Consider the following 14334-nt stretch of genomic DNA (forward strand, 5'->3'; position numbering starts at 1 on the left):
TGCTACGCCTGGTGGCCACGCTGCCGGGCCCGAAGCCGAGACGACCGCATCCGGTGAGAGCGCCGCACCTGGAGCTCCTGCGCCTGCTGCTCCGCCGCTGCCGCCGGATACTCCGGGGACGCCGTTGAATCCGCCTCCGCCGCCGGAGCATTGGTTCGCGGATGTGCTGGCTTCCGACGGTGGGGTGGTTCGGTTGCGGCCGATTACGCCCGATGATGCCGCGGAGCTGGAGCGGTTTCATGAGCGGCTGTCGGATCGGACTCGGTATTTGCGGTATTTCGGGCCTTATCCGCGGATGACGCCCAAGGATCTGTATCGGACCACGCATGTGGATTATCGGGATCGGGTTGGGCTGGTTGTCGAACTCGGGGACGACATCATCGCGGTGGGGCGGTACGAGTACCTCGCGGATCGGGAGGGGACTCGGGCGGCCGAGGTGGCGTTCGTGGTGGCCGATGAGCATCAGGGGCGGGGGCTGGGGTCGATTCTGCTCGAGCATCTCAATGGTGCGGCGGCGGAGAACGGCATCGAGACGTTCGTGGCCGAGGTGCTGGCCGAGAACAACGCCATGGTGACGGTGTTCCGGGATGCCGGGTATCAGGTGCAGCGGAGCCGGGATGGTTCGGTGCTGCATCTGGAATTCGCCATCGACCCGACCGAAGCGTTGCAATCCGTACGGGATTCGCGGGAGCGGGCCTCGGAGGCGCGCAGCGTCGGGAACCTGCTGTCGCCGAAGTCGGTGGCGGTCATCGGTGCCACGCCGTCCACCAGCCGGGTGGGCGGGGCGGTGCTGTCCAACCTGCTGTCGGGTGCGTATCAGGGTCCGGTGTTCCCGGTGAACCGCAATCGCACCGCGGTGCGCGGTGTGCGCGCGTACCCGACCGTGCGCGATATTCCGGACGAGGTGGATCTCGCGGTGATCGCGGTGCCCGCGGCCGAAATCGGCTCGGTGCTCGACGATTGCATGGCCAAGGGCGTCAAGGGCCTCGTCGTGCTGACCGCCGGATTCTCCGAGACCGGACCGCGCGGTTTCGCCGCCGAACGCGAGCTGGTGGATTCCGCCCGCGCCCACGGCATGCGCGTGGTCGGGCCGAGCGCACTCGGCATCGCCAATACCGATCCGCGAATCGCCTTGAACGCCACGCTCGCTCCCGTGCTGCCGGGGCGCGGGCGGATCGGATTCTTCTGTCAGTCCGGACCATTGGGCGCGGCCATTCTCGGCGAGGCGGCGGCGCGGCAGCTCGGCCTGTCCACCTTCGTCTCCGCCGGCAATCGCGCCGACGTGTCCGGCAATGACCTCTTGCAGTACTGGGACAACGATCCCGACACCGATGTGGTGCTGCTGTACCTGGAGACCTTCGGCAATCCGCGCAAGTTCTCCCGCATCGCCCGCCGGGTGGCGCGCACCAAACCCATTGTGGCCGTGAACAGTGGCCGCAATGCCGTGCGAGTCGACGGCGAGCAGGACCTGGACCGCTCGCTGGTGCGCAACCTGTTCGCGCAGGCGGGCATCATCCAGGTCGACTCCATCACCGAACTGTTCGACTGCGCCATGCTGCTGGCCTATCAGCCGCTGCCCGCCGGACCGCGACTCGCGGTGATCGGCAATAGCGCCGCCCTGAGCTGGCTGGCCGTCGATGCCGCGCGCGGCGAAGGCTTGGATGTCGGTGAACCCATCGACCTTGGTCCGCAGGCGAGTCCGGCGGACTACCTCACGGCGGTCGCCGCGGCGGTCACCGACAGCAAGGTGGACGCGGTCATCGTCATCTACTCACCCCCGGTGCCCACGGCCGTCGCCTCCTTCGCCGAAGCCATTCGCTCCGGGGCCCGATCCGATCCGGAGACACCGGTTCTCACCACTTTCGTCGCCGACCAGGGCATGCCCAACCTGCTCGCCACCCGCGGCCTGGGCGGAATCCTGGAGCGCGGCTCCATCCCCTCCTTCGGCGATCCGGAGCGCGCCGCCCGCGCGCTGGCCCGGGTGCGGCGCTACGCCGACTGGCGCACCCGCCCGGTCTCGCCGCTCTCGCGCCCCGACGGCCTCGAGACGGTCCGGGCGCGCGAACTGCTCGCCGACTGGATGGCCTCCGACACCGACCACTGGCTCACCGACCTCCAGGCGGCGGAGCTGCTGGACTGCTACGGAATTCGCGTCGTCGACTTCCGTGAGGTGAACGATGCGGACGCCGCCGTCGCCGCCGCCGAGGAGCTCGGCTTCCCGGTGGCCGCCAAGGCGACGGGGGAGATCTGGCGCAATCGCCCCGACCTCACCGGCGTCCGCCTGGATTTGTGGCGGCCGGAAGCGGTGCGCCGCGCGCACACCGATCTGGCCGAGATCTCCGGCAATCCGGTGCACATTCAGCGGATGGCCACCAAGGGCGTCGGCTGCACCTTCCGCGTCCAGGACGACCCGTCATTCGGTTCGGTGATCAGCTTCGGCCTGTCCGGCACCATCATCGACCTGCTCGGCGATCGGGTCTACCGGGCGCTGCCGCTCACCGAGGCCGAATCAGCGGAACTCATCGACGCGCCCCGCGCCGCCCCGCTGCTCTCGGGCACCGTGCGCGGCCGCGAGGTCGGCAAGCCGGTGGACCGGCAGGCCCTCGCCGAACTGGCGCAACGGATTTCGGCGCTCTGCGACGACCTGCCGGAAGTACGAGAATTGCAATGCGAGCCCGTGCTGGCGTCCTCCGAGGGTGCCGCCGTGCTGTACGGGCGGGTGCGAATCGGACCGGAACCCAACCGGTTCGACATCGGACCGCGGCGCATGGGCTGAGCCGACTCAGCCGGATCGCCAAGGGATATCCGAAGTTTCGTAGGTATGGATTTCGAAGGTATGGAGAGGTGATCACTTTGCGGGCAGACCGGATCGAGACCGCGACCGCGCCACTGCGCGACGACATCAGGTTCCTCGGCGGAATCCTCGGCGACACCATTCGCGACCATGAGGGCGCGGACGTCTTCGACCTGATCGAACGAACCCGGGTGGAGGCCTTCAAGATCCGGCGCTCCGAGGTGGAGCGCAGCGCCGTCGCCGATATGCTCCGCGATGTCGACATCACGACCGCCATCCCCGTGATTCGCGCCTTCAGCCATTTCCTGCTGCTGGCCAATCTGGCCGAGGATCTGCAACGCGATCGGCGGCGCGCGGTGCACCTGGCGGCGGGGGAGCCGCCCCAGGATTCCAGCCTGGAGGCCACCTACGGCAAGCTCGATGCCGCCCGCCCCGATGGTGACACCGTGGCCGAACTGCTGGCCGATGCCCTGGTCTCGCCGGTCATCACCGCGCATCCGACCGAGACGCGGCGGCGCACCATCTTCGACGTGCAGTCCCGCATCACCGAATTGATGCGACGGCGCCAGCGCTACGCCGAGCACGAGCCGCAATACGCCGAGATCGAGACCGATATCCGCAGGCAGGTGCTGCAACTGTGGCGGGCGGCCCTGATTCGCCTGGCGCGCTTGCGGATTCAGGACGAGATCGAGGTCGGGCTGCGGTACTACGACCTGACGCTGTTCGATGTCATCCCGCGCATCAACGATCAGGTGCGTGCCGCCCTGCGTGCCCGCTGGCCGGAGCATGAGCTGCTGTCGCGGCCCATTCTGCGACCGGGCTCGTGGATCGGCGGCGACCGCGACGGCAATCCGAACGTGACGGCCGAGGTGGTGCACCGCGCCACCCATCGTGCGGGTGCGGTCGCCCTCGAACGGCATCTGAAATCGCTTGTGGAACTGGAGAAGTCACTCTCGCAGTCGGCGCGGCTGGTGCCGATCACCCCGGAGCTCGCCGCCCTGGCCGCCGCCGATTTCGATGATTCCCCGCAGCGCGCCGACGAACCCTATCGTCGTGCGATTCGCGCCATCCGTGCCCGTCTGAGTTCCTCCGCGCGACGGGCGCTGGGCGAAATCCCCGCCGACGGAATCGATGTTCCGGCCCAGCCCTATGCGGGGCCGGAAGAGCTGCTGGCGGACCTGAATACGGTCGACGCCTGCATGCGCGCCTCCGGGGACGGCCTGCTCGCGGACGACCAACTCGCGGCATTGCGCGCCGCGGTGGAAACCTTCGGCTTCCACCTTCAGGGCCTGGATATGCGGCAGAACTCCGAAATGCACGAGCAGGTGGCGGCCGAGCTGTTCGCCTGGGCCGGAGTGCATTCCGATTACGCCTCGCTCGATGAGGCGCAGCGGGTGGAACTGCTCGCCGCCGAGCTGAGCACCCGTCGCCCGCTGGTCGGCCCCAATGCCAAGCTCAGCGAGCTGGCGACCAAGGAACTCGCGGTGGTGCGCGCCGCCCGGACCGCCCTCGATGATCTGGGCCCGGATACCGTGCCCAACTACATCATCAGCATGTGCACCTCGGTCAGCGACATGCTGGAGGCGGCACTGCTGCTCAAGGAAGCGGGCATCCTCGACCCGGGCGATGCGCAGACCCCACCGTCCAGCCCGGTCGGCGTGGTGCCGCTGTTCGAGACCATCGAGGACCTGCGCCACGGTGCCGAGATCCTCTCCGCCGCACTGGAAGTACCCGCCTATCATCGCCTGGTGACCGCGCGCGGCATGGCGCAGGAGGTCATGCTCGGCTACTCCGACTCCAATAAGGACGGCGGGTATCTGGCCGCCAACTGGGCGCTGTACCGGGCCGAACTCGATCTGGTGGATACCGCGCGCAAGACCGGAATTCGCCTGCGGCTCTTCCATGGTCGCGGTGGCACCGTCGGTCGCGGTGGCGGTCGCAGCTACGACGCCATCCTGGCCCAGCCCGCCGGTGCGGTGCGCGGTTCGCTGCGGCTGACCGAACAGGGCGAGGTCATCTCCACCAAGTACGCCGAATCCGGTACGGCCTACCGCAATCTCGAAGCGCTCGTCGCGGGCACCCTCGAATCCACGCTGCTGGATGTCGAGGGCTTGGGAGATGCGGCCGAACCCGCCTACGAGATCCTCGACGAGCTGGCCGAACTGGCGCGGCAGGCGTACGCGCGGCTGGTGCACGAAACCCCCGGTTTCGTCGAATACTTCCGTGCCTCAACCCCTGTCGCCGAGGTCGCCGACCTGAACCTGGGCAGCCGCCCGGCCTCACGCAAGCCCACCAGCTCCGTCTCGGACCTGCGTGCCATTCCGTGGGTCATGGCCTGGAGTCAATCCCGCGTCATGCTCCCCGGCTGGTACGGCACCGGCACCGCCTTCGCACAGTGGATCGGCGACGACCCGACCCGCCTGGCCACCCTCGCGGACCTGTATCGCCGCTGGCCCTTCTTCCAGACGGTGATGTCCAACCTCGCCCAGGTCATGGCCAAGGCGGATATGGATATCGCGGCCAGCTACGCCGGACTCGTCCCCGATGAGACCTTGCGCCACACCGTCTTCGGCATGATCTGCGACGAATTCACCCGCACCGCACGGATGCACGCCGCCATCACAGGCACCGAGGAACTCCTCGCGGACAATGCGGCCCTGGCCGAATCCATCCACAATCGCTTCCCCTACCTCGAACCCCTCAACCAGCTACAGGTGGAGCTGCTGCGCCGCCGCCGCGCGGGCGACGACTCGGAACTGGTCGAACGCGGCATCCTGCTGACCATGAACGGCCTGGCCACCGCCCTGCGCAACTCCGGCTAGGGACTCCGTCGGCGTTCATCGACCCTGCGTACAGGCGAGATGAACGCCGACCGGGCGTCCGGCGCGAACGGTCCCCCGGGCCAGCAGTTCTCGGGCGAGATCCGCGGCGAGGTTTTGGAGGCCTCCGCCCCCGATCGGCTCAGCATCACCTGGAACGACGCGCAATCCGATCGGGTAACCGGCTGGGTCATCACCTGGGATCTGCGCCAGGAAGGCCACGGCACCCGAATTCTATTCAGCCACACCGGTTTCGATCCGGAGGACGCCGTCATGCAGCGCGCCCGCACCATCATGGGTGGCGGCTGGGCGGGCATGCTCGACCGCCTGGCCGCCGTGCTCGCCGAATCGGCCTGATCCGAAGCAGCGAGAACGGCCCGCACTCGAATCGAGTGCGGGCCGTAAACCGTTGTGCGGCAAGTAGAGCCGAGGCTAACTCTGCGTCACCGGTTCCTTCACCGGAGCCGCTGCCGGTGCGCCGGGCTGACGCAGCGGCACATCGACGATGAACAGCGCGGCCACCAACCCGACAGCACAGATCACGGCGGCCCACGTGAAGATGCTGTGCACGCCGGACGCCACCCCGTGCAGGTACGCGTCCCGGATCGTGGCGGGCAATGTGCTCAATGTCGCCGGATCGAGCTGTGTCCCAGCCGAAGCCGAACCCCCGCCCTGTCCGGACAGTGCTCCGGTGACCTGCCGGTTGAACAGCGCGCCGAACAGTGCCACGCCGAAGGAACCACCGAGCGTCCGGAACAGCGTCGAGGTGCCCGACGCCGCGCCGATGTCCTTCATCTGCACACTGTTCTGGGCGATCATCATGGTGATCTGCATGAGGAAGCCGATGCCCGCGCCCAGGAGGGCCATGTAGATGCCCGAGGTCAGCCGACTGGTATCGGTGCTCACGGTGGCCATCGCGATACTGCCCGCGGTCAGGAACGCACCGCCGAGGATCGGATAGATCTTGTACCGTCCGGTCTTCCCCATGACGCGGCCCGCGATCTGCGAGACGGCGATGATCGGCACCATCATGGGCAGCAGCAGTAGCCCCGAGTTGGACGCCGACGCACCCTGCACCGTCTGTTGGAACAGTGGCACGAAGCTGACCGCGCCGAACATGGCCACACCGGTCACGAGCCCCAGCACCGAGGTCAGGGCGAAGTTGCGGCTGGTGAACAGGCTCAGCGGAATGATCGGCTCGGGTGCCCGGGTCTGCGACCAGAGGAATGCCGGAAGCCCCAGTGCCACGACCGCGATCATGGCGAGCACCTGCGGTGAGCCCCAAGCGTATTGGGTGCCACCCCATGTGGTGACCAGCACGATCGCGGAGATGGTCACCGTCAGCAGTGCAGCGCCGAGGTAATCGATCTTGGCGTTCGGTCGCTTGGCCGAAAGGTGCAGCATGGCCTGGCACCACACCAGCGCGACCAGTCCCAGCGGCAGGTTGAGATAGAACGTCCACCGCCAGCCGAAGTGGTCGGTCACGAATCCGCCGACCAGCGGCCCGCCGATGGTCGCGAGTGCCATCAGCGAGGCGGTCATGCCCATGTACTTGGCGCGTTCCCGCGGCGGGATCAGTTCGCCGATGATGGCGAACGCGCCCGCCGCCAGCCCGCCCGCGCCGATGCCTTGCAGCACCCGGAAGCCGATGAGCTGATCCATTGTCTGTGCGGCTCCCGACAATCCGGAGCCGATCAGGAAGATGGCGATCGAGGCCAGGAAGTTGGGTTTGCGGCCGAAGATATCGCCGAGCTTGGCCCAGATCGGCGTCGAGGCGGCGGTGGCCAGGGTGTAGGCGGAGACCACCCAGGACAGGTGTTCGAGCCCGCCCAGTTCGCCGACGATGGTCGGCATGGCGGTGCCGATGATCATGTTGTCGAGCATGCCCAGCAGCATTGCCAGCATCACGCCCAGCAGAATCCAGCGCACATTGCGCGGGGCCGCCTGAGCGGCAGGAAGTCCGGTCATGACGGTCCCTCCCTTCATTCGTTCAGGTCTTCCGCGGTGCCGGTCGGCGGCCGCTTTTCCAGAAAACCATAATGACTTAAGAAAGTAAACCGATTAAAAGTTTGTATGACTTAGGCAACCTCGTTAGGGTGGGGTCATGAGTGGACTTCGCGAGCGCAAGAAGGCCCAGACGCGGCAGGCCTTGGCCGATGCCGCCCTGCGGCTGTTCCTGGACCGCGGGTACGACGCGGTCAGTGTGAAGGAGATCGCCGAGGCCGCCGACGTCTCGGTGCCCACCCTGTTCGCGCACTTCCCGGACGGGAAGGAATCCCTGGTCTTCGACCTCGACGCGGATCGCGAACAGGCGCTGGTGGCCGCCGTCCGCGACCGCGCGCCGGGCACGAATGTCCTGCAGGGCCTGCGCGATTCGTTCCTAGCCACGCCCCGGCCCCCCGAGACCGACGAGATGCGTGCCTTCATGCGACTCATCGAAACCACGCCGGTGCTCGCGAGCTACTTCCGGAGGATGTGGCGGCGGCACGAAGGCACGCTGGCCCGGGCGATCGCCGAGGACCTGGGCCTTAGTCCGGACGATATTGCGGCAAAGGCGCTGGCGCACTTCGTACTCGGAGCGTTGGAGGTGGCCCGCAGCAGCGCCGATCCCGCCGCCGACCTCACCCGCGTCTTCGAACTACTCGAAACCGGCTGGGGGACATCGATCACGAAGTGAATGCCGCCGCGTGATCGCGCACCCAGTCGGCGTAGCTGCGCGGGGCACGGCCGAGGACCCGCGAGGGAGCCGTCGGCGAACTCCTCCGACATGCCGAAGGCCAGCATGTGCTCACGCGCCACCTCATGCGGAATATCGACCGTTTCGACGGTGCGGCCGAGCACGGCGGTGACCGCGTCCGCCTGATCCTGGGCGCAGGATCTTCCGCCCGAGAGGATAGGGCCGAGGGGTGGCCGAATCGACGGACTCACAACTTCTTATTGATCTCTAAGTTGTCGATTCCGGCGTCCTCGACCAGAGTGGATCTGCGGCGGGGCCGACCGGTCAGTCCTGCGCTGGCTCAGGCAGCGCAGCGGGTGGCGGTGGCGTATGCTCCGCCGACCGCGCGATGTAGGACGGATTCCGTTTGAGAAATACTGTTGGGTAACAGTTTTGCCTTGACGGAAGACATAGCAGGTCGGGGGATGGTAGTCCCGCGTGCCGGTGGAAACAGTTAGGAACCTACTTTTCGATGAAGCTCTCTTCGCTACGTAATGCGACCGCGGTAGCCCTCACCGCCATGTTGTCGGTGGGGCTGCTCGGCGGCCACGCCGCGGCGGCACCGGAGAAACCCTCCAAGGTCACCTCCATCACGAAGGAGGGCCGGACCTGGCATTTGAAGGTGTACTCCGAGTCCATGGACACCGAGATCGCGGTGGATGTGCAGCGCCCGGCCGATGAGTCGCAGCCCGCGCCGAACCTGTACATGCTCAATGGCCTCGATGGCGGTGAGGGCACCGCGAGCTGGAAGGCCCGCACCAATGCCATCGAATGGCTGGCCGACAAGCCGGTCAATGTGATTCAGCCCATCGGCGGCCGCGGCAGCTACTACACCGACTGGATCAAGCCCGATCCGCAGCTCGGCGTGAACAAGTGGAAGACCTTCTTCACCGAGGAGCTCCCGCCGCTGCTGGACGACACCCTGCACTCCACCGGCGTCAATGCGCTGACCGGCCTGTCCACCTCCGGCACCTCGGTGCTGCAGCTGGCCGAGGCCAAGCCCGGCCTGTTCAAGGCCGTCGCCGCCTACAGCGGTTGCGCGCAGATCGCCGACCCGGCGGGTAAGCAGTTCGTCAAGCTCGCCACCGAGACCTGGGCCGGCGGCAAGGTCTCGAACATGTACGGCCCCGACGACAGCCCGCTGTGGGCCGAGAACGACCCGGTCATCCACGCGGACAAGCTGCGCGGCACCCAGCTCTACATCTCCAGTGGTAGCGGCATCCCGGTCATGGATGACGTCAACTACTACCTGGGCAGCGCGCCCGGCCCGACCGGCGCGGTGAACCTCGCCCTCGGCATGGTCATCGAGGCGGCCGTCAATGGCTGCACCAATAACCTGAAGGGCAAGCTGGACGGCTTGGGCATCCCGGCCACCTACCAGTTCAACCCGGTCGGCACGCACTACTGGCCGTACTGGGAGCAGGCGCTGCACGAGTCCTGGCCGCTGCTCGCGCAGGGCATGGGCGTCTAGCCTGTCTTCGACTGAGACGCGATGAAGGGAGGAGTCCGCAATGGGCTCCTCCCTTCATGGTTTGAGCGTCTGCTCAGACCTGAGGCAGCCGGACTGACCAGCGTGCCTAGCCGAATCCTGGTGGTCTCCCGAGCCAACCCCGCCAGCGTGATCCACGCATCGGTAGGCCCCGGCAACCCATCCACGCCATCCATGGCGAGGTAGTGATCGGACCGGAAGAACCCGTCGAACCCGAGCTCCTCAGCGGCCTTGGCAACCGACAGCAGCTCGTCGTAACTCGCGCCCTGTTGCGGCTCGGTAGTAATGCAAACCTGCACACCAGCCATCCTGCCAGCATTAGGACATCAACGCGGATAACCGATTTCGGCGAGATCCTCCTCGAGGTCGGCCAGCTCCAGATCGGGGTTGAGCTCCGCCACCACCTCGGCGGTGAGAGGTCGAAGGGCGTACACATGCTGCACGGCCGCCAGGCTCACGTCGACTTCGTAGTAGTCCTCGGCCCACTCCCGATACGCCTCGGGCGTCCCCGCGACGAGCAACTCGAACAACCCCGCGCCGCCCTCCTCGGCAGCCGCGACACCCCACGCCGCATCCCCGGGCTCCCGCCAAAAACACGCGGTCACAATAGGTTTCCCGTCGGGATCCCCGAACGAAGGCTCGCCGACGTATGGAGCGAAGACCGCAGGCACAGCCTCCAACAGCTGCGGCGCATTGGGCGCCTCATGGTCGAATCCCCGCCCATAGACCCCGATCTCGGAGAAGACAATGAACCAGTCATCCCCCGACCCATTGCGCATGGACCCCATCTCCTCGCCGGTATCCCCACCCCACCCACTATTGAACGAGTAGTACCGATCCCCCCACTCCGGGCTGAGGACCGCCTCGAGCATCGCCATCGCCCGGCACCGATCCCGAAGGGCCGCAATCTCAGGCAGCCGCCGCAACAGTTCTTTCATGCCGTCATCAAAGTCCATCGGTGTGACAAGTTCTCAGCGCGGAACACCCGCCGAAGCCGCGCTTCCCGTCGCGGCCGGTGCATCAAAACCAGTGAGGGAGCACTGGTGGTGGGAATTCGTCCGTTTTCACGCCACCAGTGCTCCCTCACCGCACCGCGGGTGCTGGGGTCGCGAGGATGAACTCGGGCTGGGTGGGTGAATGCTTTGGGCGGCAAGGTGAATGGGTGGCTTGCGCACGAAAACGCCGGCTGGTTCGCGCTTCCCGGAGGGGGACATACGGGAAGTGGGAACCAACCGGCGGTTGGCGGGCCGGCGCCTCGAGACGGCCCGACATTCGTGGCCGAGCCGGCGGACGGTGGTCGTGCCGCGGGCTCGGGGTTGGTCAGCTGGCGTAGGCGCGCAGGCGGTCGGCGCGTTCACCCTTGCGGAGTTTGGACATGACCTCGCGCTCGATCTGGCGGACTCGTTCGCGGGAGAGGCCGAAGAGCTTGCCGATCTGGTCGAGGGTGCGGGGCTGGCCGTCGTCGAGGCCGTAGCGCAGGCGGATGACCTGCTGTTCGCGCTCGTCGAGGGTCGCGAGGACGACTCGGACGTCGCGGTGCAGGAGCCCGGCGATCACGGCGGATTCGGCGGAGGTGGCCTCGGAATCCTCGATGAAGTCGCCCAGCGGGGCCTCTTCGTCATTGCCGACCGGCATGTCCAGGCTCACCGGGTCGCGGCTGTGATCGAGCAGATCGGCGATCTTCTCGACCGGAATGCCGGACTCATTGGCCAGTTCATGGTCGGTGGCCTCACGCCCCAGCTGCTGATGCAGTTCGCGCTTGATCCGGGCCAGCTTGTTGACCTGCTCCACCAAATGGACGGGGAGGCGGATGGTGCGGCTCTGATCGGCCATGCCGCGGGTGATGGCTTGGCGAATCCACCAGGTGGCGTAGGTCGAGAACTTGAAGCCCTTGGTGTAGTCGAACTTCTCCATGGCGCGAATCAGACCCAGATTGCCTTCCTGGATCAGATCCAGCAGCGGCATGCCGCGGCCCGTGTAGCGCTTGGCCAGCGACACCACGAGGCGCAGGTTGGCTTCGAGCAGATGCTGGCGGGCGGCGCGACCCTCGCGGACCAGGATCGCGAGATCCTTCTTCTTGGCCGCGGACAGACGCTTGCTCGTCTCCAGCAGGTGCTGCGCGTAGAGGCCCGCCTCGATGCGCTTGGCCAGCTCGACCTCGTCGGCGGCCGTGAGCAGTGCAGTCTTGCCGATTCCGTTCAGGTACACGCGTACCAGGTCGGCTGCGGGGCTCTGGGCGTCGAGGTCCTGTTCGCTGATGCGCACGTCAGTGGTGGCGGGGCTTGTCATGACTTGCCTCCTGTCGGTGGTGTCTCGCTCCGTTCAACGGACCCGACATCAAGAAAGTTCCCCGCCACGGCGTTCATAAACCGCATCTGAGCTGCGGTTTTCACGGCACACGTCTGAGAAGTTCCTGAGAAGCGCACACACCGGGGAACACGGGCATATCGGTCGTCGGCCATCGGTGTCCGGGTAATAGCTCCCGGCGGCGGCGAACTTCCGCGTGCGGCAATCGAATCCGTGTGAGCGGGTCTTGTCGTGTCACCAATCGTTCGAGCAGGATTTCCAACGATTCGCTGGTCACAGGGATTCCCCAAGTGATCTTGGGAGGGTGATTATTGTGACGTGGATCACTGAGTTACTGGCGCGTCCAGCACGCTTGGAGACAACTCGACCGCCGAACAGGGCATTGTCCGGCGGTCGAGGCTGATTGCGGAGATAAGAAGTGGATGACGATTCGGCGGCGATTCAGCTTGATCGGTTTGCTGGGGACCAGCCCGGCGGGGACGAATCGGCGCGGGGACCGATCAGCGGGGATGAATCAGTCCGTGGCGGACCAGCCCGACCACCACGCCCAGCACCGCGGACTCGAATTCCGGGGTCGCGGCATCGCCGGTCTCGCCGAAGGCCAGCAGTTCGATCAGCTCGTTCAGCGGCAGGCCGTCCGGGCGCATCCCGGCGAGCAGGGACGCGGTGGTGTCGTCCACCTCGTGCTGCCAGCGCGGGCCGTCGCCGCGATGCAGACGCGCGACTCGCTGATCCCAGCCCTCGGCGCCGGGCAGGTAGACGCGCTCGAGCGCGGTGGCCGGATCGACCTCGAAGCGGGAGGACAGCATCAGGTCCGCGTCCGCCGCCACGGCCCGCAGCCAGGCCGAGCGCTCGAAGTAGCGGAGGGCCTCCTCGCCGAGCGGATCCTCGAAGCCGTGCGTGAGGTCCTCGGCGAGCAGTTCGGTCGGCCCGTCGATATTGCGGAGATAGACGAAGCCGAAGCCGATGCCTTCCACATCGGCGGCGGTGAACGCATCCAGCCACTGTTCGGCACGGGCCTGCGCCTCCTCTGAGCGCGGGTCCAATCCGGCGTCACGCAGCCAGGTTCCGACATAGAGGGCGGGATCGGCGATGTCGCGCTGCACGATCCAGGCGTCGATGCCGTATTCGGGTAGCCAGCTCGCGACGCGGGTGCGCCAGTCCTCGCCCTCGATATGCACCCAGGAGGCGAGCAGTGCGGCGGTGCCACCGGGATTCAACAGCTCTGGAATGCGGGAGATGACGAGTTCGCTCGCGCCGTCGAGCGCGAGGCCGGAATCCCTATAGGTGTGCTCGATCCGGGCCGGGCCCACCACGAACGGCGGATTGGCCACGATCTGGTCGAAGCGGCGGCCCGCGACGGGTTCGAACCAAGAGCCTTCCAGCAGTTCGATATCCAGATCATTGAGGGCGGCGGTCGCCTCGGCCAGCCAGATGGCGCGCTCGCTGACATCGGTGCCGGTGACGGTGCGGCCGTAGGCGGCCGCGTGGACGGCCTGAATGCCGCATCCGGTGCCGAGATCGAGCACGGTGCCGGTGGGGCGGGTCGGCGTGGCGCGCAGCAGCGAGAGCGACGCCTGGCCTACGCCGAGTACATGTTCGTGGTCGAGGGTGCGGCGGTGCATGGAGTCGTCGAGATCGGAGATGACCCAGCGGGTTCCGTGGCCGAGATCGAGGGGGCGCAGGTCGAGGGCTGCGCGGACGCGGTCGCCGTCGCGTTCCAATAGTCCGGCGGCCACCGCGCGCTCTATATCCACGGGTGCGAGTGCGGAGGCCACGTCGCGTTCGGGCATGGGATCGCCGAGCAGCAGCAGTCGCACGAGGGTGCCGAGCTCTCCGAGTTCGGCGGCCGCGCGGCGCACGGGTACCGGTTCGGAGCGGCCGAGCGCGGCGTGCGCGGGATCGCCGAGCGCCTCCAGGAGGGTGTCGGCGTCGTACCTGACGCGTGTGAGGGCCTTGCGTAGGTCCGGGGCGAGGTCGGCGAGCAGGGACGAGGTGGTCGTCAAGCGCGGGACGACGGAGCGGTTCGTCGGCATGGGGTCAAACTCTGCCACCGCAACCCCGGGGCATTCCGCAGCGGTCCCGGTTCGGCTCGGCTCGTCCAGCGGGATTGTCCGAATTGTCGGAATTTGTTGTCCGATTCGGGACCGAAGTGTTCATCCCGCTAGCGTTCGCTCCGGGCTGGCTGGCGGTCGCGCCGTTTATGGCG

The 14334-nt window shown here is 67.1% G+C and carries 9 protein-coding genes and 1 pseudogene; 5 read left to right on the forward strand and 5 right to left on the reverse strand.

The features are described from left to right. The first annotated feature begins 97 nt into the window (after positions 1 to 97). The 3 genes from AB0N05_RS08075 to AB0N05_RS08085 all read left to right on the forward strand — a co-directional run bounded on the left by AB0N05_RS08075 (position 98) and on the right by AB0N05_RS08085 (position 5970). A complete protein-coding gene (locus tag AB0N05_RS08075) occupies positions 98 to 2776 on the forward strand; it encodes a GNAT family N-acetyltransferase (protein WP_364689611.1) in 2679 nt (892 codons plus the stop codon). 77 nt (positions 2777 to 2853) lie between these two features. Further along, positions 2854 to 5616, forward strand: a complete 2763-nt coding sequence (gene ppc, locus AB0N05_RS08080; protein ID WP_364689613.1) for a phosphoenolpyruvate carboxylase — start codon at positions 2854 to 2856, stop codon at positions 5614 to 5616. A gap of 39 nt (positions 5617 to 5655) precedes the next feature. Beyond that, positions 5656 to 5970, forward strand: a complete 315-nt coding sequence (locus AB0N05_RS08085; protein ID WP_364688993.1) for an SRPBCC domain-containing protein — start codon at positions 5656 to 5658, stop codon at positions 5968 to 5970. Positions 5971 to 6045: 75 nt separating this feature from the next. Here AB0N05_RS08085 and AB0N05_RS08090 read toward each other — a convergent pair whose 3' ends face one another. Beyond that, complete coding sequence (locus AB0N05_RS08090; RefSeq protein ID WP_364688996.1) at positions 6046 to 7581, reverse strand: MDR family MFS transporter; 1536 nt, start codon at positions 7579 to 7581, stop codon at positions 6046 to 6048. A 136-nt stretch (positions 7582 to 7717) separates the two neighbouring features. Here AB0N05_RS08090 and AB0N05_RS08095 point away from each other — a divergent pair, with 136 nt between their 5' ends. Together AB0N05_RS08095 and AB0N05_RS08100 are read left to right on the forward strand one after the other, a co-directional pair. Next, positions 7718 to 8290, forward strand: a complete 573-nt coding sequence (locus tag AB0N05_RS08095; protein ID WP_364688999.1) for a TetR family transcriptional regulator — start codon at positions 7718 to 7720, stop codon at positions 8288 to 8290. A 511-nt stretch (positions 8291 to 8801) separates the two neighbouring features. Beyond that, on the forward strand, positions 8802 to 9800 hold the full coding sequence (locus tag AB0N05_RS08100; RefSeq protein WP_364689002.1) for an alpha/beta hydrolase family protein: 999 nt from the start codon (positions 8802 to 8804) through the stop codon (positions 9798 to 9800). Between the two features lie 92 nt (positions 9801 to 9892). On the opposite strand, the pseudogene AB0N05_RS08105 reads toward AB0N05_RS08100, so the two are convergent. The 4 genes and pseudogenes from AB0N05_RS08105 to AB0N05_RS08120 form a co-directional block, all read right to left on the reverse strand. Then, positions 9893 to 10117, reverse strand: a pseudogene (locus AB0N05_RS08105) (LLM class flavin-dependent oxidoreductase); the annotation flags it as partial. A 27-nt stretch (positions 10118 to 10144) separates the two neighbouring features. After that, positions 10145 to 10696: a hypothetical protein gene (locus AB0N05_RS08110; RefSeq protein ID WP_364689005.1), complete on the reverse strand. Its 552-nt coding sequence runs from the start codon at positions 10694 to 10696 to the stop codon at positions 10145 to 10147. A 442-nt stretch (positions 10697 to 11138) separates the two neighbouring features. Then, positions 11139 to 12107: a sigma-70 family RNA polymerase sigma factor gene (locus tag AB0N05_RS08115; RefSeq protein WP_364689008.1), complete on the reverse strand. Its 969-nt coding sequence runs from the start codon at positions 12105 to 12107 to the stop codon at positions 11139 to 11141. A 518-nt stretch (positions 12108 to 12625) separates the two neighbouring features. After that, the gene (locus AB0N05_RS08120; RefSeq protein WP_364689011.1) at positions 12626 to 14161 is read right to left on the reverse strand and encodes a methyltransferase; all 1536 of its coding nucleotides are present in this window, start codon (positions 14159 to 14161) and stop codon (positions 12626 to 12628) included. Positions 14162 to 14334: the final 173 nt, after the last annotated feature.

The organism is Nocardia sp. NPDC051030, from assembly GCF_040683015.1.
GTDB lineage: Bacteria > Actinomycetota > Actinomycetes > Mycobacteriales > Mycobacteriaceae > Nocardia.

What these genes read in the sequence shown, in the direction of transcription:
- AB0N05_RS08085 (WP_364688993.1), top strand. Translation starts at nt 5,656, where the DNA reads ATGAACGCCGACCGGGCGTCCGGCGCGAACGGTCCCCCGGGCCAGCAG.
- AB0N05_RS08090 (WP_364688996.1), bottom strand. Translation starts at nt 7,581, where the DNA reads ATGACCGGACTTCCTGCCGCTCAGGCGGCCCCGCGCAATGTGCGCTGG.
- AB0N05_RS08095 (WP_364688999.1), top strand. Translation starts at nt 7,718, where the DNA reads ATGAGTGGACTTCGCGAGCGCAAGAAGGCCCAGACGCGGCAGGCCTTG.
- AB0N05_RS08100 (WP_364689002.1), top strand. Translation starts at nt 8,802, where the DNA reads ATGAAGCTCTCTTCGCTACGTAATGCGACCGCGGTAGCCCTCACCGCC.
- AB0N05_RS08110 (WP_364689005.1), bottom strand. Translation starts at nt 10,696, where the DNA reads ATGGCGATGCTCGAGGCGGTCCTCAGCCCGGAGTGGGGGGATCGGTAC.
- AB0N05_RS08115 (WP_364689008.1), bottom strand. Translation starts at nt 12,107, where the DNA reads ATGACAAGCCCCGCCACCACTGACGTGCGCATCAGCGAACAGGACCTC.
- AB0N05_RS08120 (WP_364689011.1), bottom strand. Translation starts at nt 14,161, where the DNA reads ATGCCGACGAACCGCTCCGTCGTCCCGCGCTTGACGACCACCTCGTCC.